This window comes from Noviherbaspirillum aridicola, from assembly GCF_019656455.1.
Taxonomy (GTDB): domain Bacteria; phylum Pseudomonadota; class Gammaproteobacteria; order Burkholderiales; family Burkholderiaceae_D; genus Noviherbaspirillum; species Noviherbaspirillum aridicola.
On record NZ_BPMK01000007.1, the window covers coordinates 144,476 to 166,800 of the forward strand.

23 protein-coding genes are annotated in these 22,325 nt (G+C 68.0%); 10 read left to right on the plus strand and 13 right to left on the minus strand.

Annotation, left to right across the window (positions count from 1 at the left end; all coding sequences use genetic code 11):
- The first annotated feature begins 7 nt into the window (after positions 1-7).
- Positions 8-2,182 (plus strand): TonB-dependent receptor, encoded by a 2,175-nt coding sequence (locus tag NCCP691_RS09400; RefSeq protein WP_220808006.1) that lies wholly within the window; start codon positions 8-10, stop codon positions 2,180-2,182.
- Between the two features lie 21 nt (positions 2,183-2,203).
- Here NCCP691_RS09400 and NCCP691_RS09405 read toward each other — a convergent pair whose 3' ends face one another.
- The 6 genes from NCCP691_RS09405 to NCCP691_RS09430 all read right to left on the minus strand — a co-directional run bounded on the left by NCCP691_RS09405 (position 2,204) and on the right by NCCP691_RS09430 (position 7,692).
- Positions 2,204-2,974 (minus strand): phytanoyl-CoA dioxygenase family protein, encoded by a 771-nt coding sequence (locus tag NCCP691_RS09405; RefSeq protein ID WP_220808007.1) that lies wholly within the window; start codon positions 2,972-2,974, stop codon positions 2,204-2,206.
- Positions 2,964-3,839, minus strand: coding sequence for an LpxL/LpxP family acyltransferase (locus NCCP691_RS09410; protein ID WP_220808008.1), 876 nt, complete (start codon positions 3,837-3,839; stop codon positions 2,964-2,966). Before NCCP691_RS09410 ends, NCCP691_RS09405 begins: the two co-directional genes overlap by 11 nt.
- A 131-nt stretch (positions 3,840-3,970) precedes the next feature.
- A complete protein-coding gene (locus NCCP691_RS09415) occupies positions 3,971-5,122 on the minus strand; it encodes a DUF748 domain-containing protein (RefSeq protein WP_238482381.1) in 1,152 nt (383 codons plus the stop codon).
- A 52-nt stretch (positions 5,123-5,174) separates the two neighbouring features.
- Positions 5,175-6,449, minus strand: coding sequence for an amidohydrolase family protein (locus NCCP691_RS09420; RefSeq protein ID WP_220808009.1), 1,275 nt, complete (start codon positions 6,447-6,449; stop codon positions 5,175-5,177).
- 8 nt (positions 6,450-6,457) lie between these two features.
- Positions 6,458-7,339, minus strand: a complete 882-nt coding sequence (locus tag NCCP691_RS09425) for an ion transporter (protein WP_220808010.1) — start codon at positions 7,337-7,339, stop codon at positions 6,458-6,460.
- Positions 7,340-7,362: 23 nt separating this feature from the next.
- Entirely contained in the window at positions 7,363-7,692 is a 330-nt protein-coding gene (locus NCCP691_RS09430; protein ID WP_220808011.1) for a cupin domain-containing protein, read from the minus strand.
- A gap of 219 nt (positions 7,693-7,911) precedes the next feature.
- Here NCCP691_RS09430 and NCCP691_RS09435 point away from each other — a divergent pair, with 219 nt between their 5' ends.
- The 5 genes from NCCP691_RS09435 to NCCP691_RS09455 all read left to right on the plus strand — a co-directional run bounded on the left by NCCP691_RS09435 (position 7,912) and on the right by NCCP691_RS09455 (position 12,740).
- Positions 7,912-9,036 (plus strand): branched-chain amino acid ABC transporter substrate-binding protein, encoded by a 1,125-nt coding sequence (locus NCCP691_RS09435; protein WP_220808012.1) that lies wholly within the window; start codon positions 7,912-7,914, stop codon positions 9,034-9,036.
- Positions 9,037-9,311: 275 nt separating this feature from the next.
- Positions 9,312-10,487, plus strand: a complete 1,176-nt coding sequence (locus NCCP691_RS09440; RefSeq protein ID WP_238482382.1) for a sensor histidine kinase — start codon at positions 9,312-9,314, stop codon at positions 10,485-10,487.
- 82 nt (positions 10,488-10,569) lie between these two features.
- Complete coding sequence (locus NCCP691_RS09445) at positions 10,570-11,721, plus strand: DNA topoisomerase IB (protein WP_220808013.1); 1,152 nt, start codon at positions 10,570-10,572, stop codon at positions 11,719-11,721.
- A gap of 87 nt (positions 11,722-11,808) precedes the next feature.
- Positions 11,809-12,111 carry an antibiotic biosynthesis monooxygenase family protein gene (locus NCCP691_RS09450; RefSeq protein WP_220808014.1) on the plus strand — a complete coding sequence of 101 codons (303 nt, stop codon included), beginning with the start codon at positions 11,809-11,811 and terminating at the stop codon, positions 12,109-12,111.
- Between the two features lie 92 nt (positions 12,112-12,203).
- A complete protein-coding gene (locus NCCP691_RS09455; RefSeq protein ID WP_220808015.1) occupies positions 12,204-12,740 on the plus strand; it encodes a hypothetical protein in 537 nt (178 codons plus the stop codon).
- A gap of 54 nt (positions 12,741-12,794) precedes the next feature.
- Here NCCP691_RS09455 and NCCP691_RS09460 read toward each other — a convergent pair whose 3' ends face one another.
- Positions 12,795-13,364 (minus strand): molybdopterin-dependent oxidoreductase, encoded by a 570-nt coding sequence (locus tag NCCP691_RS09460; protein WP_220808016.1) that lies wholly within the window; start codon positions 13,362-13,364, stop codon positions 12,795-12,797.
- A 113-nt stretch (positions 13,365-13,477) separates the two neighbouring features.
- Here NCCP691_RS09460 and NCCP691_RS09465 point away from each other — a divergent pair, with 113 nt between their 5' ends.
- The gene (locus NCCP691_RS09465) at positions 13,478-14,005 is read left to right on the plus strand and encodes a superoxide dismutase family protein (protein ID WP_220808017.1); all 528 of its coding nucleotides are present in this window, start codon (positions 13,478-13,480) and stop codon (positions 14,003-14,005) included.
- A gap of 15 nt (positions 14,006-14,020) precedes the next feature.
- Here the strand turns inward: NCCP691_RS09465 and NCCP691_RS09470 are convergent, their stop codons facing one another.
- Positions 14,021-14,767, minus strand: a complete 747-nt coding sequence (locus NCCP691_RS09470) for a substrate-binding periplasmic protein (protein WP_220808018.1) — start codon at positions 14,765-14,767, stop codon at positions 14,021-14,023.
- A gap of 115 nt (positions 14,768-14,882) precedes the next feature.
- Positions 14,883-15,176 carry a hypothetical protein gene (locus NCCP691_RS09475; protein WP_220808019.1) on the minus strand — a complete coding sequence of 98 codons (294 nt, stop codon included), beginning with the start codon at positions 15,174-15,176 and terminating at the stop codon, positions 14,883-14,885.
- Positions 15,177-15,408: 232 nt separating this feature from the next.
- Here NCCP691_RS09475 and NCCP691_RS09480 point away from each other — a divergent pair, with 232 nt between their 5' ends.
- The gene (locus NCCP691_RS09480) at positions 15,409-16,104 is read left to right on the plus strand and encodes a methyltransferase domain-containing protein (protein ID WP_220808020.1); all 696 of its coding nucleotides are present in this window, start codon (positions 15,409-15,411) and stop codon (positions 16,102-16,104) included.
- Positions 16,105-16,932, plus strand: a complete 828-nt coding sequence (locus tag NCCP691_RS09485; RefSeq protein WP_220808021.1) for a DUF4198 domain-containing protein — start codon at positions 16,105-16,107, stop codon at positions 16,930-16,932.
- Positions 16,933-16,938: 6 nt separating this feature from the next.
- Here NCCP691_RS09485 and NCCP691_RS09490 read toward each other — a convergent pair whose 3' ends face one another.
- From NCCP691_RS09490 to NCCP691_RS09500, 3 genes are all read right to left on the minus strand, one after another.
- Positions 16,939-17,997 (minus strand): alkene reductase, encoded by a 1,059-nt coding sequence (locus NCCP691_RS09490; RefSeq protein WP_220808022.1) that lies wholly within the window; start codon positions 17,995-17,997, stop codon positions 16,939-16,941.
- A 36-nt stretch (positions 17,998-18,033) separates the two neighbouring features.
- Positions 18,034-18,351, minus strand: a complete 318-nt coding sequence (locus NCCP691_RS09495) for an ArsR/SmtB family transcription factor (protein ID WP_220808023.1) — start codon at positions 18,349-18,351, stop codon at positions 18,034-18,036.
- 123 nt (positions 18,352-18,474) lie between these two features.
- A complete protein-coding gene (locus tag NCCP691_RS09500) occupies positions 18,475-19,029 on the minus strand; it encodes a fasciclin domain-containing protein (RefSeq protein ID WP_220808024.1) in 555 nt (184 codons plus the stop codon).
- A 204-nt stretch (positions 19,030-19,233) separates the two neighbouring features.
- Between NCCP691_RS09500 and NCCP691_RS09505 the strand changes: the two genes are divergently transcribed.
- Complete coding sequence (locus tag NCCP691_RS09505; protein WP_220808025.1) at positions 19,234-20,436, plus strand: hypothetical protein; 1,203 nt, start codon at positions 19,234-19,236, stop codon at positions 20,434-20,436.
- A 51-nt stretch (positions 20,437-20,487) separates the two neighbouring features.
- Here the strand turns inward: NCCP691_RS09505 and ettA are convergent, their stop codons facing one another.
- Positions 20,488-22,155: an energy-dependent translational throttle protein EttA gene (ettA, locus tag NCCP691_RS09510; protein WP_220808026.1), complete on the minus strand. Its 1,668-nt coding sequence runs from the start codon at positions 22,153-22,155 to the stop codon at positions 20,488-20,490.
- Between the last annotated feature and the right edge of the window lie 170 nt (positions 22,156-22,325).

Here is a 22,325-nt window from a genome sequence, read left to right on the forward strand (position 1 = left end):
GCCTTCCATGCGCAACCCGGAGTTTCCCCTGTCGGCGGTCGCCGCCGCCGTCCTGCTTGCCTGCGCCGCCGCGGCACAGGCCCAGAATCCGACGCCGCCCGCGGCCGACGAGACCGTACTGCAGACCGTCACCGTCAATGCTTCCGCCGACGCCTCGCAGGGAGGCTTGCCGCCGCCCGCCGCCGGCGGCCAGGTCGCGCGCGGCAGCCGGCTCGGCATGCTCGGCAACGTGAGCACGATGGATGCGCCGTTCAGCGCCACCGCCTATACGCAGCAGCTGATCCAGGACCAGCAGGCGCGCAGCGTGGCCGACGTGCTGTTGAACGATCCCACCGTGCGCGTGGCGCGCGGCTTCGGCAACTACCAGGAGCTGTACGTCATCCGCGGCTTTCCCGTGCAGTCCGACGACATGGCCTACAACGGCCTCTACGGCATCCTGCCGCGCCAGTACGTCGCCACCGAGCTGCTCGAGCGCGTGGAAGTGCTGCGCGGCGCGAATACCTTCCTCAACGGCGCGGCGCCGGGGAACGGCGGCATCGGCGGCTCCATCAACCTGGTGCCCAAGCGCGCCCCGCGCGAGCCGCTCAGCCAGGTCACCGCGGGCATCGAAAGCGGGGGGCAGCGCTATCTCGCGACCGATCTCGCGCGCCGCTTCGGCGAGGACCAGGCCACCGGCATCCGCATCAACGCGGCGCGGCGCGACGGCGGCACCGCGATCGACGACGAAGAGCGCAAGCTGAACCTGCTGTCGGTGGGCGTCGACCACCGCGGACGCAATTTCCGGCTCTCGGCCGACGTCGGCTATCAGGAGCACAAGCTCGACCAGTCCCGCCCGAGCGTGGACCTCAGCCCGGGCATCCGCGTGCCGCGCGCGCCGGATGCCTCGTCGAATTACGGCCAGCCGTGGATCTACTCGGACGAGCGCGATGTCTTCGGCACCGTGCGCGGCGAGGTCGACATCAGCGCCGACATCACCGCCTGGGCCGCCGCCGGCATGCGTCGCGGCAAGGAAGAAAACTCGCTGCACACGCCGCGCGTGCTCAACGATGCGGGCGACACCGGCGGCTTCCGCTTCGACAATGCACGCCGGGACACGGTCAGGACCGGCGAGGCCGGCGTGCGCGCGAAGCTGCGCACCGGCGATGTCGGCCATACGCTGGCCGTCTCCGCCTCCGCATTCGACCTGAAGGAGCGCAACGCCTTCGCGTTCGGCGGCGACATCCGCTCCAACCTGTACGATCCCGTCGACGTGCCGCCCCCCGACGTCCCGGCGACCGGCGACCTGTCCGACCCGCGCGTCACCCGCAAGACCAGGCTGTCCAGCATTGCCGTCTCCGACACTCTGTCGTTTGCGCAGGACAGCGTGCTGCTGACGCTCGGCGCCCGTCACCAGAAACTGAAGGAGACCGGCTACGCCGCCGGCACCGGGGCCGAGACCGGGCGCTACGACAAGAGCGCCGTGACGCCCGTCGCCGGCCTCGTCTACAAGCCGATGAGCGGCCTTTCCCTGTACGCGAACTATGCCGAGGCGCTGACCAGGGCGCCGACGCCGGCGTTCGATTCCGCCAACCCCAACGACGTCTTCTCCCCCAGCCGGTCGAAGCAGAAGGAGATCGGCGCCAAGTATGACAACGGCAGCTTCGGCGCCGGCGTCGCGCTGTTCGACGTGCGGCAGCCGCAAGGCGTGGAAGATGCGGCGAATGTGTTTTCCGTCAGCGGAGAGCAGCGCAACCGCGGGCTGGAGCTGACTGTCTACGGCCGCGCCATGCCCGGCCTGCGCCTGCTCGGCGGCCTCACGCTGCTCGATGCCGAGCAGAAGGACACCGGCGCCGCCGGCAACGACGGCAATGACGTGATCGGCGCGCCGAAGTATCAGGCCAATCTCGGCGCGGAGTGGGACATTCCCGGCGTGCAGGGCCTGACCCTGACCGGACGCGTGCTGCGCACCGGCTCCCAGTACGCGGATGCGGCGAATACCCAGAAGCTGCCGGCCTGGACCCGGCTCGATGCCGGCGTGCGCTATCTGACCACCGTCGGCAAGCAGATGCTCACGCTGCGCGCCAGCGTCGAGAACCTCACCGACCGCGACTACTGGGCCTCGGCCGGCGGCTATCCCGGCGCCGGCTACCTGGTGCTCGGCAATCCGCGCACCTTCGTGATCTCGGCCTCGCTCGACTTCTGACGCGACAGGGCGGCGGCGCGCCTACAGCGCGACGTCGCCGCCCTGCCCGGAGCGGCTGCCGGGCAGCGGCAGGTTGTCCGCCGCCCGGTACGCGAATACGAGTGAATGCTTGACCGCGCCGCTGTCATTGCGGCCGGCGGCATGGAACAGCCCGCTGTGGAAGAACAGCACATCTCCCGCCTGCATCTCCACCACCCGGCCCTGCGCGAAGAGCGCGCGGTTTTCCTCGACTTCCGGCCGCAGGAAATCGAGTTCGTCCAGCTGCCGCGGCTGCACGCCGATGCGATGCGAGCCCGGAATCACCTTCAGCGCGCCGTTGTCTTCGCGTTCGTCGCCGAGCGCCAGCCAGACGGAGACCAGCTCATTGCGCTGGAACGACCAGTAGCGGATGTCGCGATGCCAGCCCGTCGCCGTGCCATAGCCCGGGTGCTTGGTCATCACGCAGTTGTGATGGGCCAGCGACAGCCGGATGTCGGCCCCGAGCAATTGCCGCAGGCGGGCGAGCAGCGCCGGGTCGCTCGCCTGCGCGCGGAAGACCGGGTCGCGCTGCCAGGCGCCGCGCAGCCGCCGCACCGTGCGGCCGCCCGGCGCATCGAGCGAGGCGGGCGCGCCCGGATAGCCGAGGTCGGCTTCATACTCGACCGGCGGCACCGCGCGCCGCAGATGATCGCGGCTGACCGCCAGCAGCGCCTCGCGCGTCGCGGATGAAACCGCGCCGCGCAGCAGCAGCCATCCTTCGTCACGGAAGCGGGCGATCTGCTCGTCCGTCAGCAGGTCCGGTTCAGCGTTCATCGCGATACACGTCGGGCATCCCGGGCGGCCGCGTCTTGAAGCGGCGGTGCGCCCAGAAATACTCGGCCGGCGCTTCCAGCACACGCTCTTCGATGAAGGCGTTCATGCGGCGCGTGGCCTCGGTGATGTCGTCGCCCGGATAGTTTTCCCAGGCGGGATAGAACGTCACTTTCCAGCCGCGGTAGCCGGGAAGATAGGTCGCGATCACCGGCACCACGCGCGCGCCGGTCATGCCGGCGATGCGCGCCGGGGCGCTGAGGGTCGCGGCCGGGATGCCGAAGAAGGGGACGAATTCCGCGTCGCGCGGCCCGAAGTCCATGTCCGGCAGCATGAAGAACGGCAGCTTCTCGCGCATCGCCCGGATCACCGGCTTGATGCCATCGCGCCGGTTGAACAGCCGCACCGGCTTGAAGCGGGCGCGGCCCTTGCGCAGCGCTTCGTCGAACACCTTGTTCTTTTGCGGCACATACATGGAGCAGGCCGAAATCTGCTGCGCGATCGCTGCGCCCGCCACGTCGAGGCAGACAAAATGCGGACAGAGGAGAATCACCGGCCCGGACTCGATCAGCGCCATCGGCAGGCCGGGATCCATCACCACCAGGCGGCGCAGCCGTTCTTCCGGCGCCCACCAGAGCACGCCGCGTTCGAGGATGCTGCGCGCGTACAGCTGGAAGTGGCGGCGCGCGATCGCGCGTCGTTCGCTTTCCGGCAGCGCCGGCAGGCACAGCCGCAGATTGGTGAGCGTGATGCGGCGGCGCGAGCCCATGGCCAGGTAGAGCAGGCTGCCGACCGCTTCGCCGAGACGGCCGATCAGCGGCAGGGGCAGCCAGTGCAGCAGCCACATCAGGGCAAGCAAAAACCTCATGTCTGAAATCCGGGATAGAAAAAAGCACCAAGCGCGGAATTGACCGCGGTCAATTCAGGCGGGCCGGCGGGAAGCCGGCACGGGATGATGCCACAGCTCCCGGCATAAGGGGGAAGGCTGCTTGGGCGCGCCTAGCGCCCGAACAGCTTGCGCACCACGCCGCCGATGCCTTCGGCCGCGCCGCCGACGCCGCCCCCGAGTCCCTCGAAGCTGATGCCGAGACCCTCGGCCACGCCGGCGCCGATGCGCGCCACCAGGTTCTCGTTGAGTGAAAAGCGCGGGTCGTCCAGCTTGCCTTCCAGCGTGAAGTCCACGTTGATCTGCCCCTTGCGGTTCCTCAGCGCCGCCACCACCGCCGCACGCGGCACGCCCATGAAGGTGGCGAAGGGGCCCTCGCCCGCCGCCAGCTCCAGTCCGGTCAGCGTGATGCTGCCCGGCGCGTGCAGGCGGTTGCCGCGCACCACCGACTTCAGCCGCAGGTCGAGCGTCCCCTGGCGCACGCCGGTCTCCGATGCCTTGATCAGATAGGGCTGCAGCGCCAGCAGATCCACGCCCTCCAGCCTGGTCGCTATCTCGGAATTGCGCTTGTCCGGTTCCGCCCAGCCGTCGACCAGCAGCCGGCCGTCGCGCCGCACGCCCTTGACCGCGCCGTCGAGCCTGATCGCGACACGGCTGTCCAGGCGCGGCAGGCGCAGGTCGTCGACGGTGGCGTGCAGCTTTTCCAGCCGGGTCTTGTGGGCCGGCCGGCGCACGGTGCTGTCGAAGAATTCCAGCACGCCGCGCCGCAGCTCCACCCTGCCGATGCCGATCTCCGGCCCCGGCGCTCCCTCGTCCGCGGCCTTGCCCGCGCCGGCGCGTTCGAGCAGGCTTGGCAGCAATCGCGTCTTGCCGTCGGCGCTGCGCCAGACGGACAGGTAGGCGTCCTCGATGACGATGTGTGGCACGTGCACGCGCGCCGACACCAGCGCAAACAGGTCGGGATGCACGACGACCCGCCCGGCGCGCAGCGCATGGGCCGCCGGCCAGCCCCGGGGGGCGCGGATGACGATGTCGCGCAGTTCCACCGCGGACCAGCCGACGACGATCTCGCCGACTTCGCTCTCGGGGCCGAGCGCCTGTTCGACCTGGCGCCTGAGCGCCTGGGTACCGAAATGCAGCGCCACCATGGCGGCGACGGCGAGGGCGAGCGTCACGCCGGCGGCGGACAGCAGGATGCGTTTGAGAATCGCGGGCTTCATGCGGATCGTGGAATGGATGGCGGCATGCCGCATCGTGCGGACCATGATACCGGCGCCGGCGCCGCCGGTCACGCCCCGGCGCGCCGGGCTACCAGGCTCAGCGCCGCATGCGGAAATCGGCGCCGTCCGGCCTGCCGGGCAGCGACAGCGATGCATGCGGGACGCTGGTCCGGCTCACCACCCGTCCGCGCCGCAATACGTAGCGGCGCGCCGCGCGCAGCCGGATCGCCTCGATCGTGCCGCCGGCGTCCAGGATCACCAGGTCGGCATGGCAGCCCGGCCGCAGACCGTAGCCCTCCAGTCCAAGGATGCGCGCCGGCGTCTCGGTCACCGCCATGAAGCAGGCGTGCATGCCCTCCTGCGAAGTCATCTGCGCCACATGCAGTCCCATGTGCGCGACTTCCAGCATGTCGCCCGAGCCCAGCCCGTACCACGGGTCGAGCACGCAGTCGTGGCCGAAGGCGACGTCGATGCCGGCCGCCATCAGCTCCGGCACCCGTGTCATGCCGCGCCGCTTCGGATAGCTGTCGTGGCGGCCCTGCAGGGTGATGTTGATCAGCGGGTTGGCGATCGCGGCCACGCCCGCTTCGCGCATCAGCGGCAGCAGCTTGCTGACGTAGTAGTTGTCCATCGAATGCATGGAGGTCAGGTGCGACCCGGTCACGCGCCCCTGCATGCCGAGCCGCTGCGCGTGATACGCGAGCGTCTCGACATGGCGCGACAGCGGATCGTCGCTTTCGTCGCAGTGCATGTCCACCCGCAGGCCCTGCCCGGCGGCGAACTCGCACAGCAGCCGCACCGACTCGGCGCCGTCGGCCATCGTGCGTTCGAAATGCGGGATGCCGCCCACCACGTCCACGCCCATGGCGATGGCGCGCCTGAGATTGTCGAAGGCGCCGGGGCTGCGCAGCAGGCCGTCCTGCGGAAACGCGACCAGCTGCAGGTCGAGATAGGGCGCCACCCGTTTTTTCACGTCCAGCAGCGCTTCCACGGCCAGCAGCCGCGGGTCGCAGACATCGACATGGCTGCGGATCGCGAGCAGGCCGCGCGCCACCGCCCAGTCGCAATAGCGCAGCGCCCGCTCGACGATGGCTTCCTGCACCAGGGTCGGCTTGAGTTCGCCCCACAGCGCGATGCCCTCCAGCAGGGTGCCGCTCAGGTTGACCCGCGGCTGCCCGTAGCTGAGCGTGGAATCCATGTGGAAGTGGGCATCGACGAAGGGCGGGGTCACCAGGTCGCCGCCGGCGTCGATCTCCTCCGGCGCGCTCGCCTGCAGCCGGGTGCCGACGGCGGCGATGCGCCCGCCCTCGATGCCGATGTCGACGCCGGTGCTGCCGTCGGGGAGGGTGGCGTTGCGGATGATCAGGTCCATGAAGGCTCTCAGCTGTGTTGATAGGGCGGCAGGCGGGCGCCGCAGTCCTTGCAGTATGCCGCGTCGGGCTCATGTCCCTCCGACAGGCACTGGTGGCAGGTGCGGGTCGTGACGGCGCGCGTCAGGCGCTGCGTCGTCATCTCCGCCGTCACGATGCCGGTGGGGACCGCCAGCACCCCCCAGCCGAGCAGCATCATCATCGACGCGATCGCCTTGCCGAGGTCGGTATGCGGCGTCATGTCGCCGTAGCCCACCGTCGTCATGGTGACGATGGCCCAGTACATCGCCTTGGGTATGCTGGTGAAGCCGTGCTGCGGCCCCTCGATCACATACATCAGCGTGCCCATCACCAGCACCACCATCAGCACCATCGACAGGAAGACCATGATCTTGCGGCGGCTCGCGGCCACCGCCGCCGTCAGCATCTGGTACTCCTGCACGTAGAGCGTGAGCTTGAGAATGCGGAAGATGCGCAGCAGGCGCAGGATGCGCACGTCGAGCAGCGCATGCACCTCCGGCATGAACAGCGCCAGATAGGTGGGCAGCACCGACAGCAGGTCGATGATGCCGAAGAAGCTGGTCGCATAGCGCAGCGGCCGCCGCACGCAGGCCAGCCGCGCCAGGTACTCGGCGGTGAACAGCAGGGTGAAACCCCATTCCAGCGCATCGAACAGCCATTCCTGGCGTGCCGCGATCGCATGCACGCTCTCCAGCATGACCACCGCGATGCTGGCCAGGATGGCGCCGATCAGCAGCAGGTCGAAACGCCGCCCGGCCACGGTGTCGGCCTCGAAGATGACCGTGTAGAGCCTGAGCCGCCAGCCGCTGTCGGGACGGCCGTAATGGAGCAGGGCGGCATCCTGGGCGGATGCGATGACGGGTTTGTTCATGCGGCGGCTGTGTCGTGTAGGGGTCAATAGAATACCGCCAGCCAGACGGTTTCGCGATCCGGCGCCGTCCATTCCACCCGGTGCCGGCAGCCGGCGGGGATGTTCACATGGTCGCCCTCGCCCAGCCGCAGCGTGCGGCCGTCGCGCTCGAAGCGCAGCACCGCCTCGCCCCTGAGCAGGGTCACCCACTCATGCCGGGGCTGGTCATACCAGAACCCGGGCGGCGAACAATGGCCGTGCGAGACGATCCTTTCGATGCGGGTGTCGCCGCCGGCGGCAAGGGTCTCGAAAAACTCTTCGGCGGCGGGCGGCGGCAGTCCGGCGTAGAGGTTGGGAAGGCGAGTCTCATTCATGGGATTGCACGTTTAAACGGCACGAACCGAATTAAATTCGAAATCGGCGCCCTCGGGAGCTTTAATTTGCCCCGGGCGCCGGTTTTACGGCTTAACAACGCAAGATAATTTTCCCGCAACTTGGCCATAATCCGGCCCGTGATACATCCAGTTCACAGGTGCGGCGCCCGGCACGAGCGGAAGCGCCGCGAAAAAACGAGTGTAAAACGAGGAAACCCGATGCAAATGAATAAAATGATGGCCGCGCTCGCCCTGCTCGGCATGGCCGGCGCAGCGCTGGCTCAGGAAACCGTCGTCAAGATCGGTCACAGCGGCCCGCTGTCCGGCGCCCAGTCCTTCGCCGGCAAGGACAATGAGAACGGCGCCCGCATGGCGATCGACGAACTCAACGCCAAGCCGATCACCGTCGGCGGCAAGAAGATCAAGTTCGAGCTGGTGAGCGAAGACGACCAGGGCGATCCGAAGTCCGGCGTCAACGCCGCGCAGAAGCTGGTCGACTCCGGCGTGCGTTTCGTGGTCGGTCCGTACAACTCCGGCGTGGCCATCCCCGCTTCCCGCGTCTACAGCGACGCCGGCGCGATCGTCGCCACCGTCGGCTCCAATCCGAAGATCACCGAACAGGGCTACAAGGGCCTGTACCGCATCAATGCCAGCGACACCCAGCTCGGCTCGAAGATGGCGCTGTACGCGGCCAAGGAGCTCAAGCTCAAGACCGTCGCCGTGATCGATGACCGCACCGCCTACGGCCAGGGCGTGGCCGAAGAGTTCAAGAAGCAGGCGCGCGCCTCCGGCCTGACCGTCGCCGGCCACGAGTTCACCAACGACAAGGCGTCCGACTTCACCGCCATCCTGACCAGCCTCAAGGCCAAGAAGGTGGAAGCCGTCTTCCTCGGCGGCTATGCGCCCCAGGGCGGCCCGATGGCGCGCCAGATGAAGCAGCTCGGCATCAACGCCAGACTGCTCGGCGGCGACACCATCTGCGCCGCGGAGATGGGCAAGCTCGGCGGCGACGCCGTCGGCGAGAACGTCCTGTGCGCGCAGGGCGGCGCGATCCTCGACAAGGCGGCTTCCGGTCCCGAGTTCAAGGCCAACTACAAGAAGCGCTTCAACAAGGATCCGGACGTGTATGCCGCTTCCTTCTATGACGGCGTGATGCTGTACGCCGACGCCATGAAGAAGGCCGACTCGGTCGAGCCGGCCAAGGTCAACGCCGCCATCGCCAAGGGCGAGTTCAAGGGCGTCGCCGGCACTTATGCGTTCGATGAAAAGGGCAACATGAAGTCCTCGCCGGTCACCATCTTCACCTTCAAGGGTGGCCAGCCGGTCCCGGTCACCAGCTACTGATTGCCTTCGGGCACAGCGAAAACGGCACGCGCGGCGTGCCGTTTTTTTTTGCATGCGCTCGCGCGACGCCTGCCGCGCGGGCACGGCGAGTGCTCGCTCCACCCGCCGCATGTCAGAATGACTTAACCGATAGTATTCAATATTCTGAAACTTCCTCCCGGGTGGCGTCAGCGCGACAGTGCCGACTTATCATTAAGTTATCATTCGTAACTCGCTCCGGACCGGAACACGTGGTGCCGGGTTTGCCACGGGCGCCGAAGCCGACAGGAGACAACGTGCCGAACTTCCCCTTCCTCTCCGGGTTCAGTCACATTCCAATGCTGCAGCAGGCCAGCGAAGCCCCCGGCCTGCACATGATGTACTTCATCTCCTCGCTCGCCACGGCGGCCGCCCTGTGCTCGGTCGGCGCGTCCCTGATCTGGTTCGTCAGGCGGCGCGTCAGCAAGAGCAGCAACTGTGCCTTCCTGCTGTTCGTTTCCCTGGTGTTCACCGCGGCGCTGATCTGCCTGCTGTCGGCCTGGACCGGTTGGGCCACCGTCAGCGTCGCCGGCGCGGCGCTGCGCCTGGTCATGGCCGGCCTGTCGGTGGTGCTGTCCATCCTGTTGTGGCCGGTGCTGCGCAAGATCGCGCCGCTGCCCGGGCGCCGCCAGCTGCAGCAGGAGATCGAGCGTCACGAGCACGAACTCGCCGAGCGCCGCAACATCGAGGAAGCGCTGCGCCGCTCGCAGGCGACGCTGCGCGAGCTGGCCGCCTACCAGGAACGCATCCGCGAAGACGAGCGCAAGCGCATCGCGCGCGAGATCCACGACGAGCTGGGACAGAACCTGCTGGCGCTGCGGCTCGACATCGCCGCCCTCCATTCCCGCGCCGGCGAACGCCATCCGCTGCTGCGCGAGCGGGCCGGCACCGCGCTCGAATATCTCGACACCACGCTCAAGTCCATCCGCACCATCATGAACAACCTGCGTCCGTCGGTGCTCGATCTCGGCCTGCCGGCCGCGATCGAATGGCAGGTCGGCCAGTTCGAGCGCCGCAGCGGCGTGCGCTGCGAACTGATGATGAGCGACGAAGCCGAGGGCCACGCGGTGCCCGACGAGCAGGCGATCGCGGTCTTCCGCATCCTGCAGGAATCGCTCAACAACATCGCGCGCCACGCCCGCGCCACCCTCGTCAGGGTGGAGATGCGCATCGACAGCCAGCGCCTGACGATGGCGATCAAGGACAACGGCATCGGCATGTACCCGGGGGACCGGCGCAAGGTCAGGCGCTTCGGCCTGGTCGGCATCGAGGAGCGGGTCACCATCCTCGGCGGCGAGCTGGGCATAGACAGCAGCCCCGGGCAGGGCACGGTGGTCAGGCTGTCGATCCCGATGCGCCGCCGCATGGACCCCCTGCCGCCCGGCGTCGGGGATACCGTCGCCGAGCGCGATTCCTCCTCCCTCAGCGCCTGAAGGCCTTGCGCGGCGTCACGCGCCGGCACCCTGACGGAAAGGCGTGGTCAAAGCCGGGGACTATCAAACCGTTCCGGCCCCCATGTCTGCCATCTCCCCGTCCGTCGTCTCCTCATCAGACGCCACCGCCGCCGCCCGACAGATGGGACTGCGCTATGTCGACAGCGCGCTGCCCGGCATCCGCCGCGAGCCGGCCAGTGACGGTTTTCGTTATACCGGACCCGACGGCAAGGCGGTGCGCGATGAAGACGTGCTTGCCCGCATCAAGTCGCTTGCCATCCCGCCGGCATGGACCGACGTCTGGATCTGCCCCTGGGAGAACGGCCACCTGCAGGCCACCGGCCGCGACGCCCGCGGCCGCAAGCAATACCGGTATCACCCGCGCTGGCGCAGCGTGCGCGACGAGGCCAAGTACGGCCGCATGATCAGCTTCGGCAAGGCGCTGCCGCTGATCCGCCAGCGCGTCGACGAAGCCCTCCGGCTGCCCGGCCTGCCGCGCGAAAAGGTGCTGGCCACCATCGTCTACCTGTTGCAGGCCACCATGATGCGCATCGGGAACGAGGAGTACGCGCGCCAGAACAAGTCCTTCGGCCTGACCACGCTGCGCGACCGCCATGTGCAGATCGACGGCAAGGAGGTGGAATTCCGCTTTCGCGGCAAGAGCGGCGTGCAGCACGCGATCAGGCTGGACGACCCGCGGGTGGCGAAGATCATCCGCCGCGTGCGCGACCTGCCGGGACAGGAGCTGTTCCAGTATGTCGACGACGACGGCGAACAGCGCACCGTCGACTCCGCCGATGTCAACGACTACCTGCGCAGCATTACCGGCGAGGACTATACTGCCAAGGACTTCCGGACCTGGTCGGGCACGCTGCTGGCAGCGATGGCGCTGCAGGAGTACGAGAAATTCGACTCCGCCGCGCAGGCCAAGAAAAACGTGGTGCGCGCCATCGAATCGGTCGCCGAGCGGCTCGGCAACACGCCGAGCATCTGCCGCAAGTGCTACGTGCACCCGGCCGTGATCGAGTCCTATCTCGACGGCACCATGCTCGAGGCCCTGAAGCAGCGCACCCGGGAAGAGTTGCAGAACGAACTGCACGCGCTCGGTCCCGAGGAAGCCGCGGTGGTGGCGCTGCTGCAGGAGCGCCTGCAGTCCCATGCCGATGAAGCCGCCCCGCCGAAGCGTCGCCGTCCGTCCCGCCGCCCGTCCCGGTCGCAGGCCGCGGCGGCATAGCAACAAGCGCCATCCGGTGCGATAATGCTGTATGGCAACATGGCGTGTCGCAAGCGTTGACAACACGCCAATCACCTGAGGACAGACATGATTCTTGAACTCGCGGACATCCGCATCCAGCCCGGCAAGCAGGCCGAATTCGACGAAGCCATCGTGCGCGGCGTGCAGACCGTGATCGCCAAGGCCAGGGGTTTTCGCGGCTACAAGGTGCAGAAAGGCATGGAATCGCCCGAGCGCTATGTGCTGATGATTTTCTGGGAAACGCTGGAGAACCACACCGTCGACTTCCGCCAGTCCCCGGCTTTCGCCGAATGGCGCGCGATCGTCGGCCCGTACTTTGCCGCGCCGCCCCACGTCGAGCACTTCACGCTGCTGTCCAAGTCTGACTAGGGAAAGGCCCGCGCGCCCCGAACCGCCGGAGCCCGGTGTTAAACTAGCCCGGCCCCGCTACCGAAACCGATACGCCTCAGAGGTAAAGAACCATGCCCTTCAATGCTGACGCAGTCACCCTGGCACTGATGGCGCTGCTGGCCGCGCTCATCATCGGCATTGTCGCGTATGCCGTCTCCGCCCGGGGCAGGGCGGGCCGCCGCGTGCGCGAAGCCGCCACCATCCGCGCCGCCATCATCGAATACTTCCGCCGCAGCGGCGTGCAGGTGGCCGCCGAGTGCACCACCATCGAACCCGGCGGACGCTACATCGTCATGGTCGAGTCCGAACCGATGAAGCGCTTCCGCCTCTCGCACATCATCGAGATGACGGTGCGCGAACATGTGCGCAAGACCTGCGGCGTGGAGGTCGACAAGATGTACTGGCGCTTCCCGATCAAGGAAGCCGGTCAGGAAGCCGCCGGCCAGGCCGCGGAAAAGAAAGCAGAGCAGACCTCCGACGAGTACATCAACGAAGGCCTCGAACACTACCGCCATATCCCCAGGCCCGAAGTCACGGAAGTGCCGTGGGAAAGCTTCGAGCAAGTCTCTTCCACCGGCCGCGACAAGGACGGGCAGGAAAGCAAGTAGTCACTGCCGCCGGCCCGCGCGCACCGCCGCGCCGGGCGCTTGCCGGCTCCCGCCTTATTTCGCCATGACCTCGATGTGATACAGCCCCCAGGGGCAGAGCGCGAAGCGTTCGCTGAGCGGCTTCGACGCCAGCCCGGGAATGCGGTCGGCGTCGTGCACGGCCCATAACGGACCGAGGCCGCCGAGCGGCAGCGGCCGGCCGTCGAGTTCGATGGCGACGATGAAGCCCATCGCCTCCAGATCGGCGGCGGCGACCGCCGGCGCATATCCGTCGATCGCGCGCAGCACCACGCGCGCCGGCCGCGCGACGCCGGCGGCCGCGAGCACATCGGTGAGCAGGGGGCCGCGCAGCGCATGCGGCCGGCCGTCGTATTCAAGCGTCGGCCGTATGGTCCGCGCCGGCATGCGGGCCAGCGCGGCATGGTCGAAGGTATGGGCGCGCCCGAAGGCCACGCCCTGCTTCTTCATCAGCTGATCGAGCGCCGGATCGAGCGCGCCCCGGTTGCCGGCGCCGATGGCGCCGCTCACCGTCAGCAGCACCGGCCCGGCCGCCGCCCTGGCCGCCGTCGCCGTCGCCGGCAAGCCCGCCGCCAGCGCGGCGGCAAGAAATTCCCGCTTGTTCATTTTCAATCTCCTCCCGACAGAGCGCATTCTACGGCTTGAGGGCGGCGTGGCCATGTGCGATCATCGCAGGCCGCAATGAGCAGATTTACAACAACCATCAAAAGGAGAATTTCATGCGCGTCCTCACCCCCATCCTGCTCGGCAGCGTCCTGCTCGCCGGCTGCGCCGCCATGTCGTCCGGGCCGAAACCCATCGCCGTCGCCACGCTCAGCCCGACCCAGGGCAACCAGACCAACGGCACGGTGAGTTTCGTACAGAAGGGCGACCAGATCCTGGTCGATGCGCGGATCGACGGCCTGTCGCCGGGCGCCCATGGTTTCCACGTGCACGAGAAAGGCGACTGCAGCGCGCCCGATGCGATGAGCGCGGGCGGCCATTTCAATCCGGGCGGCCGCGCGCACGGCGGCCCCTCCCATGCCGAGCATCACGCCGGCGACTTCGGCAACCTGGAAGCCGACGCATCCGGCCGTGCCAGCCTGCAGCTGACCGTGCCCGCCAGCCAGATTTCGCTCGACAAGGGCGCGGCCAACAGCATCGTCGGCAAGGGTCTGATCGTGCATGCCGACCCGGACGACTTCAAGACGCAGCCGACCGGCAATTCCGGCAAGCGTCTCGCATGCGGGGTCATCAGCCTCAAGTGACCCGGGCCGGCGCCTTCAGGGTTCGAGCAGGGACTGGTATTTCTTCGCGATGGCGGCATAGACGCCGTTGCGGCGGATGGTCTTCAGTCCCGCATTGAAGGCGTCGCGCACCGCGGCGTCGCGGAAGACGGCGCGCCGCGGGCTGGCCGGAAACAGCGCGTGGTACTCCACCGCCTGCGCCACCGGCAGCGGCGATTCCAGCTCCCGCGTCAGGTAGCGGAAGATGAGCCGGTCGCCCACCACCACATCCACCCGGCCCGAAAAAAGCAGGCGATTCTGCGTCACCTGCTGCGGATGTTCGCGGTAGTTCCGGTGGCGCATCGCCATCTGCCGGAACGGCTCGCCGAGCAGCAGGTGGGCGTTCTGGAACGCGGCCACGGAATACTGCAGCAGGTCGTCGACATGGCGCAGCCGGATGCCGCGCGCGGTCAGCGTGACCGCGACGTTCTGATAGTGGATATAGGGTTCCGAAAAATGATGGGCGCCGCCTATGCCCTCATCGACGGTCAGCATGCCGTCGAGCCGGTCGGCGCGCATCAGGGCCAGCGCCCGCGCCGGAGGCAGCTGCTCCGCCTGCATCCGGTAGCCGGACGCGGCGAGGGCTTTTTCCGCGATCTCGTACTCGAAGCCGGGCAGGTCGGAGGCCGGCGCCATGATATAGGGCGGCTTGGTCAGCCCGATGCCGATCTTCAGCGGGGTCGCCGCCTGCGCCGGCAGCATGGCGGCAATGAGTGCGGCGGCGACGACGACCAGACGCAGCATGCAAGAGGGCGGGCGGATGGACAGGGCTGGGCGCATGGATCGGAGACGGCGGACAGTGCCTGCCGCAACGCAATAGTCAGGCGATTATAGTGCTGCGCCGCCCGCCTGGCGACGCCTATTGCGGCTGCCGGGCCGGCATCGCTTTCAGCCGCGCGCTGATCCCGTAGAGCACGACCACCGACTGGGCGAGGATGTTCAGCGCGGCGACCGCCGCGAACAGCGGGCTGTCCACCACCACCAGCGCGTACAGGATCGTGACCAGCGCGATCATGATCCAGCCGCCCCAGGCGAGCAGCGAAATCGACCGCCGCGACGCGGGATCGCGGTGGTAACGCAGGATTTGCGGAAGATAGAGCGCGGTGGCGACGATGCCGGACGCGCCGTAGAGGATGCTGATGAACTGTTCCATTGCCTGTGCGGGTATGCGCCGCCGGCCTTTCCCGTGCCGGCGTTGCGCGGGGTGATTCTATGCCCGCGCCGGCGCGCCCGGCCGGCCTGAATAGTTCCGTGTGGCAATGGAGCAACGGCTCGGCCGCGGATCGCTGCCCGGCACGTTTGCGCGCGCTTGTGCTTTCACAATCGCCCCGGCCGCAGCGCATTGAATAATGTGCATCCACTATCGGAACAAGCGGGAGAGGCGAATGAAAAACGCGGTTGAAGCGGGCATCGGGGAAGCATCGGGCGGCTGGCTGGAGCGGATGGTCGCCGGGCAGCGACGCCGACTGTTCGATGCCTTCCAGTCCTGGCGCGGCGATGCGGACGACCGCATGCTGAGCGTCGGCATCATGCCGACCACCCTGTTCGACAAGCCCGACTACCTGGTGCAATGGTCCGACCCTGCGCGCCGCGCCCGGATCACGTCCTATGACGTCGAACCGCCCCGGCTCGGCCGCGGCGCGATGCCGCCGGAGCCGGCGAAGGAAGTGCGCCTGCCGTTCGCCGACGGCGAGTTCGACTGGGTGTTCTGCAATGAAGTGATCGAGCATGTCGGCCCCTTCGAGCGCCAGCTGGCGCTGGTGAAGGAGCTGTATCGCGTCGCCCGCAAGGGTGTGTTCGTCACCACGCCCAACCGCCGCCATCCGATCGAATTCCATACCGGCCTGCCGCTGATCCACCTGTTGCCGCCGGCCGCGTGGCGCCGCCTGCTGCGCCTGACCGGCAAGGGTGCGTGGGCCAGCGAGGCCGTGCTCAATCCGCTCGATTCCGGCGCGCTCTACCGCTTCGCCGATCTCCTGCCCGGCAAGCCGGCGCATGACGTCGGGCACAAGCGGATCTGGGGCGTCAAGGCGCATTTCTTCCTCATGCTGGAGAAAGCGGCGCGGCCCGTGAAAGCCTGAATGCGACTCGCCCTGCCCGCCGCGCTTGCGGCTGCGATCCTCGTCTCGCCGGGCGCCGTCCTGGCCGACGAGGTCTGGCTCGCGCCCCGGCCGTTTTCGCCGGCGGCCGGCTCGCCGGTGGAGATCGGCCTGCGGCAGGGAGAGCACTTCCGCGGCAACCCGCGCGCCTTCAGGGCGGAGGCGACCGCCGCCCTGCAGCTTTATTCCAAGCTGGCCGTGCGCGACCTGCGCGAGCAGCTGGCGCCGGAGATGGACGTGGGCATGCTGCGGCTGACACCGGCCTATCCGGGCACGCACATGGTGGTCTACGACAGCGAACCGGGGCTGGCGGAGCGGGCCGCCGGCGAATTCGGCGCCTGGCTGCGCGATCATGAACTCGAACAGGTGACGCTGGCGCGCGAGCAGAGCGGCACTGCCGGGGAGCCGGCGCGCGAACGTCTGCGCCATCATGCCAAGACCCTGCTGCGCGTCGGCGGCAAGTCGGACGGCACCTATGGCCTGCTGACCGGACAGCGGCTGGAGATCGTGCCCACCGTCGACCCGCTGGCGCGCAGGCCCGGCGATACCCTGGTCTTCAACCTGCTGTTCGACAGCAAGCCGCTGCCCGGCGTCCTCGTCAGGGCCTGGCACCGCGACGAGCGGCAGACGGTGATCGTCCGCGCGCGCACCGGGGCCGACGGCAAGGTCGCGCTGGTGCTGCCCTGGACGGGAGTGTGGATGGTGGGGGCAGTGCACATGGTCCCCGCCGGCGACATCGCCGACGCCGACTGGGACAGTTTCCGCGCCAGCCTCAGCTTCGAGCTGGGCGAGGATGGCGCGGCGCGGTAAGCGCGGTCAGGCCGCCAGTGCCGGGTAGTCGGTATAGCCCTGCGCGCCGGGCTGGTAGAAGCTGTCCGCATCCCATTCGTTGAGCGGCGCGTTGAGACGGAAGCGCTGCACCAGGTCGGGATTCGAAATGAACAGCTTGCCGAATGCCGCCGCATCCGCCTCGCCCGCGTCGAGCTGCTGCTGGGCGCTGTCCCGCGTGAGCTTTTCGTTCGCCACCCAGACGCCGCCGAAGGCTTGCCTGAGCTGCGGGCCGAGGCGCCCCTCGCCCGTGTGTTCGCGCGCGCAGATGAAGGCGATCCTGCGCTTGCCGAGTTCGCGCGCCACGTAGCCGAAGGTCGCCAGCGGATCGGAGTCGCCCATGGTGTGGGAATCGCCGCGCGGCGCCAGGTGCATGCCGACGCGGTCGGCGCCCCAGACCGAGATGCAGGCGTCGGTCACTTCCAGCATCAGCCGCGCGCGGTTTTCGATCGAGCCGCCGTAGGCGTCGTCGCGCCTGTTCGTGCTGTCCTGCAGGAACTGGTCGAGCAGGTAGCCGTTCGCGCCGTGGACTTCCACGCCGTCGAAGCCGGCCGCCTGCGCGTTTTCCGCGCCGCGGCGATAGGCCTCGACGATGCCCGGGATCTCGTCGGTGCGCAGCGCGCGCGGCGTCACGTACTCGCGCTTCGGGCGCAGCAGGCTGACATGGCCTTGCGCCGCGATCGCGCTCGGCGCCACCGGCAGTTCGCCGTCGAGGAAGTAGGGATCCGAGATCCGGCCCACATGCCACAGCTGCAGGAAGATCCGGCCGCCGGCCGCATGCACGGCGTCGGTGACCGGCTTCCAGCCTTCCACCTGTTCCCGCGACCAGATGCCGGGCGTGTCCGCATAGCCGACGCCCTGCGGCGTGACGGCCGTCGCCTCGCTCAGGATCAGGCCGGCGCTGGCGCGCTGCACATAGTATTCGCGCATCAGCGCATTGGGCACGCGCTTGCCGCCGACGGCACGCGAGCGGGTCAGCGGAGCCATGAAGATGCGGTTGGGAAGGGTCAGGTCGCCGATGGTGATCGGATCAAACAGCGTCGTCATCTTGTTTTTCCTTGGAGGTGAGTGAAAGCGGCGGGTCTACAACCCGCCATCCATGTAATCGAGGAAGGCCTGTATGGTGGCCTCGTTACGCTTGTAGAAAATCCATTGGCCGACGCGGCGCGACGTCAGCAGTCCGGCGCGCTGCAGCGTCGCCAGATGCGCCGACACCGTCGATTGCGAGAGCCCGGCGCGACGGTCGATCAGGCCGGCGCAGACGCCGAAGTCGAGCGGATGCTCCTGGTCGGCGAAGTGCCGCCCGGGCTCGCGCAGCCAGCACAGGATCTCGCGCCGTAGCGGATTGGCGAGCGCCTTGTGGATGGCATCGATGTCGATGGCGGCTTTCTTCGGCGGCATGCGTATATCGGCAAAAACGGAAATGTATATCGCAATATTACGATATACCCGCGCGGCCTGCAGGAAGCGGAGAAAACAGCAGGGAGATGCCGGCCCGGGGCCGGCATCGGGGGAGGGCGCGGCTTAACGCGGCATGAGGACGGTGTCGACGACGTTGATCACGCCGTTCGACTGGTAGACGTCGTAGGTGCTGATGCTGGCGCTGCCGCCTTTCTCGTCCATGACACGGATGTTCTGCGGCCCGTTCATCACGAAGCTCAGCTTGCCGCCGGAAGCGGTCTTCAGTTCGGCCCGGCCGTTGCCCTTGCCGATCTCCTTCGACAGCGCCTGGAAGTCGTACCTGCCGGGGACGACGTGATAGGTCAGGACCCTGGTCAGGGTCGCCTTGTTCTCCGGCTTGACCAAGGTGTCCACCGTGCCCGGCGGGAGCTTGCCGAAGGCCGCGTCGGTCGGGGCGAAGACGGTGAACGGGCCTTTGCCCTTCAGGGTCTCGACCAGGCCGGCCGACTTCACCGCCGCCACCAGCGTCGTGTGCTCGGCGGAGTTGACCGCATTGTCGACGATGTCCCTGGTCGGGAACATGCTCTGGCCGCCGACCGTGACGGTGTTTTGGGCGAAGGCCGCGGGAGCGGCGGCCACGAGGGCGGTCAGCAGCAGGGTACGGGTGAGCTTGCGCATGATGTCTTCCTTTGTTGTGGTTGATTGGGTACTGCGTAGACATATACGGAGCGGGAACGCGAGCGGATTCAGCGGGACGGCAAACCGACGCGCGGGAACCGGGCGCGCCTCGCGCGCCACTCACGGCAGCACGGGTGTCCATGCATCGATACCTCCGGCCCCGCCTCGCGAGCACCCCGTCCACACCGCTTGCGGAGACTGAAGATGCTCGGACGTCTGTTCCCCGGTTTTTCCTCCCGTTCCTGGCGCCGGCAGGGGGATGACGACCGCCCAGCGCTGAAGGATCCGCCGCCTCGCAATCCGCGCGAACGCCCGCCCGACCGGGCGACGCGCCAGGACCACGGCAGTCACACGATAGACAGGATCAGGCACTTTCTCGGCCGGTCCGCGAAGACCGGACCGGCAAGCCCGACGCCGCCCGGCGGGAGCGGCTGGCATCAATGGCGGCGCCTGTCGGCGGCGCAGGCGCAGCGGATGGAGGCGGCCGAGCGGCTGCTTGCCGCAACACCGAAACCGGATGCCGGGACGGTCGCTCCCTGCCTGCGCGAGGTGAGGGAAGTGCGCGCGCGGTTTCTGCGCGAAATCGGCCGGCTGTCCGGGCAGGCGGGCAAACCGGGCCCGCTGACCGACCCCGCGCGGAAGTGGCTGGCCCGACTCGACGCGCTCGCCGCGGGACTGCAGGGCGCCGCTTTCGCCGCGGCCACGCCGCCCGGGCACGGTCTGTCGGAAGAGGATCTGCATGTCCTGGCCCGCAAGGTAAGCGTCCTCGCCCATGCCGCGGCCATGCATCCCGGTCCCACGCCCGGTGCGGCCAGCGGGGCAGAACTGCACTGGGCGAGCGTCTATGCCCGGCTCGGCATGCGGGCATGGGTGCTGCGCCTGCCGCTCGATCGCGGTCCGCTCGAGCCATGTGAAACCGCGCGCGCCCATGCCTGCCTCGATCTCGCCTGCCGCCTGCGGGAACTGTTTCTGTCCACCGCGCGGCTGCCCCGGCCGCTGCCCGGCGGAAGTCCGGCCGCGTTGCCGCCGGAGGCGGCGAAGTGGCTGGCCACGGCGAATGAAGTCGTGGCGATCCTGCGCACCAGGGTGTTCGCCGAAGAGTGGACCTGCAAGCCTCTGCTTTCTCCGGCCAGTCTTTACGCGCTCGCCGCGCAAGTGGCCTTCATCGAGCGGATGGCGACCGAGTGCCGCTACCGGCGTCTCGATCCGGTCGAGATCGACGCCATCGGCGCGGCCCGCGTCTTCATCGGCAAAACCATTCGCAAATGCCAGCGGCGGGTGCCGCAGCACGGGGATGCGGTTGCCGGAGCGAGTGGACGGGTGTCGCCGGAAGCGATGCTCGGCGAGCTGGAGTCGCTCAAGAAAGGGGTCCGTGCGACGCTGGCCGACATCGACGCGCGCAGCTGAAAAACAAAAGGCCGGCATGACGCCGGCCCGGTGCACGATACGCGCTGATGCTCAGCGGGTGACCGGCTTGTAGCGGATCCGCTTCGGCTTCGCGCCTTCCTCGCCGAGGCGCTTCTTCTTGTCCGCTTCGTATTCCTGGTAATTGCCGTCGAAGAAGACCACCTTCGAGTCGCCCTCGAACGCCAGGATATGCGTGGCGATGCGGTCGAGGAACCAGCGGTCGTGGGAGATCACCATCACGCTGCCGGCGAACTCGAGCAGCGCGTCTTCCAGCGCGCGCAGGGTTTCCACGTCGAGGTCGTTGGACGGTTCATCGAGCAGCAGCACGTTGCCGCCCATGAGCAGGGTCTTGGCCAGGTGCAGGCGGCCGCGTTCGCCGCCGGACAGGTTGCCGACGATCTTTTGCTGGTCGCTGCCCTTAAAGTTGAAGCGGCCGAGATAGGCGCGCGACGGCATTTCAAAACGGCCCACGGTGAGGATGTCGGCGCCGTTGGAAACGTCTTCCCACACCGTCTTCGTGTTGCTCAGTTCCTCGCGCGACTGATCCACCAGCGACAGCCTGACCGTCGGTCCGATCACCACTTCGCCGCTGTCAGGCTGCTCCTTGCCCGCGATCATGCGGAACAGCGTCGACTTGCCCGCGCCGTTGGGGCCGATGATGCCGACGATGGCGCCGGCCGGGATCTTGAAGCTGAGGTCGTCGATCAGCAGGCGGTCGCCGAAGGACTTGCTGACGTTCTTGAATTCGATGACTTCATTGCCGAGACGCTCGGCCACCGGAATGAAGATTTCCTGCGTCTCGTTGCGCTTCTGGTATTCGTGTTCGGACAGTTCGTTGAAGCGGGCCAGGCGCGCCTTGCTCTTGGCCTGGCGGCCCTTCGGGTTTTGCCGCACCCATTCCAGTTCCTTCTGTATGGTCTTCTGGCGCGCGGACTCGGCGGCTTCCTCCTGCTTCAGGCGGGCTTCCTTCTGTTCCAGCCAGGAGCTGTAGTTGCCCTTCCACGGAATGCCGTGGCCGCGGTCCAGTTCGAGGATCCATTCGGCGGCATTGTCGAGGAAGTAGCGGTCGTGGGTGATGCCGACCACGGTGCCCGGGAAGCGCTGCAGGAACTGCTCCAGCCATTCCACCGACTCGGCGTCGAGGTGGTTGGTCGGCTCGTCGAGCAGCAGCATGTCGGGCTTGGACAGCAGCAGCTTGCACAGCGCCACGCGGCGCTTCTCGCCGCCGGACAGCACGCCGATCTTCGCGTCCCACGGCGGCAGGCGCAGCGCATCGGCGGCGATTTCCAGCTGCTGGTCAAGGTTGCCGCCGCCGGACGTGGCGAGGATGGCTTCCAGCCGCGCCTGCTCGGCGGCCAGCGCGTCGAAGTCGGCGTCGGGCTCGGCATATGCCGCATACACCGCGTCAAGTTTGGCCTGCGCCTCGGCGACTTCGCCCAGGCCCGACTCCACCGCCTGGCGCACCGTCTGCTCGGGATCGAGCTGCGGCTCCTGCGGCAGATAGCCGATGTTCAGGCCCGGCATCGGCACTGCCTCGCCTTCGATGTCCTTGTCGACGCCGGCCATGATCTTGAGCAGCGTCGACTTGCCGGAGCCGTTCAGGCCGAGCACGCCGATCTTGGCGCCCGGGAAGAAGGACAGCGAGATGTCCTTGAGAATCTGGCGCTTGGGCGGAACGATCTTGCCCACGCGGTTCATCGTGTACACGTATTGAGCCATGGTGCTTTCGAGTAGGAATGTGAAACCGGAGAAATGGCGGAAGACGGCGCAATGCGTCCGCCTGGTCGAGGACAGGATTGTGCCATCGATGCCGCCGCGGCGCTTTCAAAAAATGCCGTTTTCGCCAGACCGTCGCCAGGTGCGGACCGCGGAAGGGAAGGCGTGCCGCA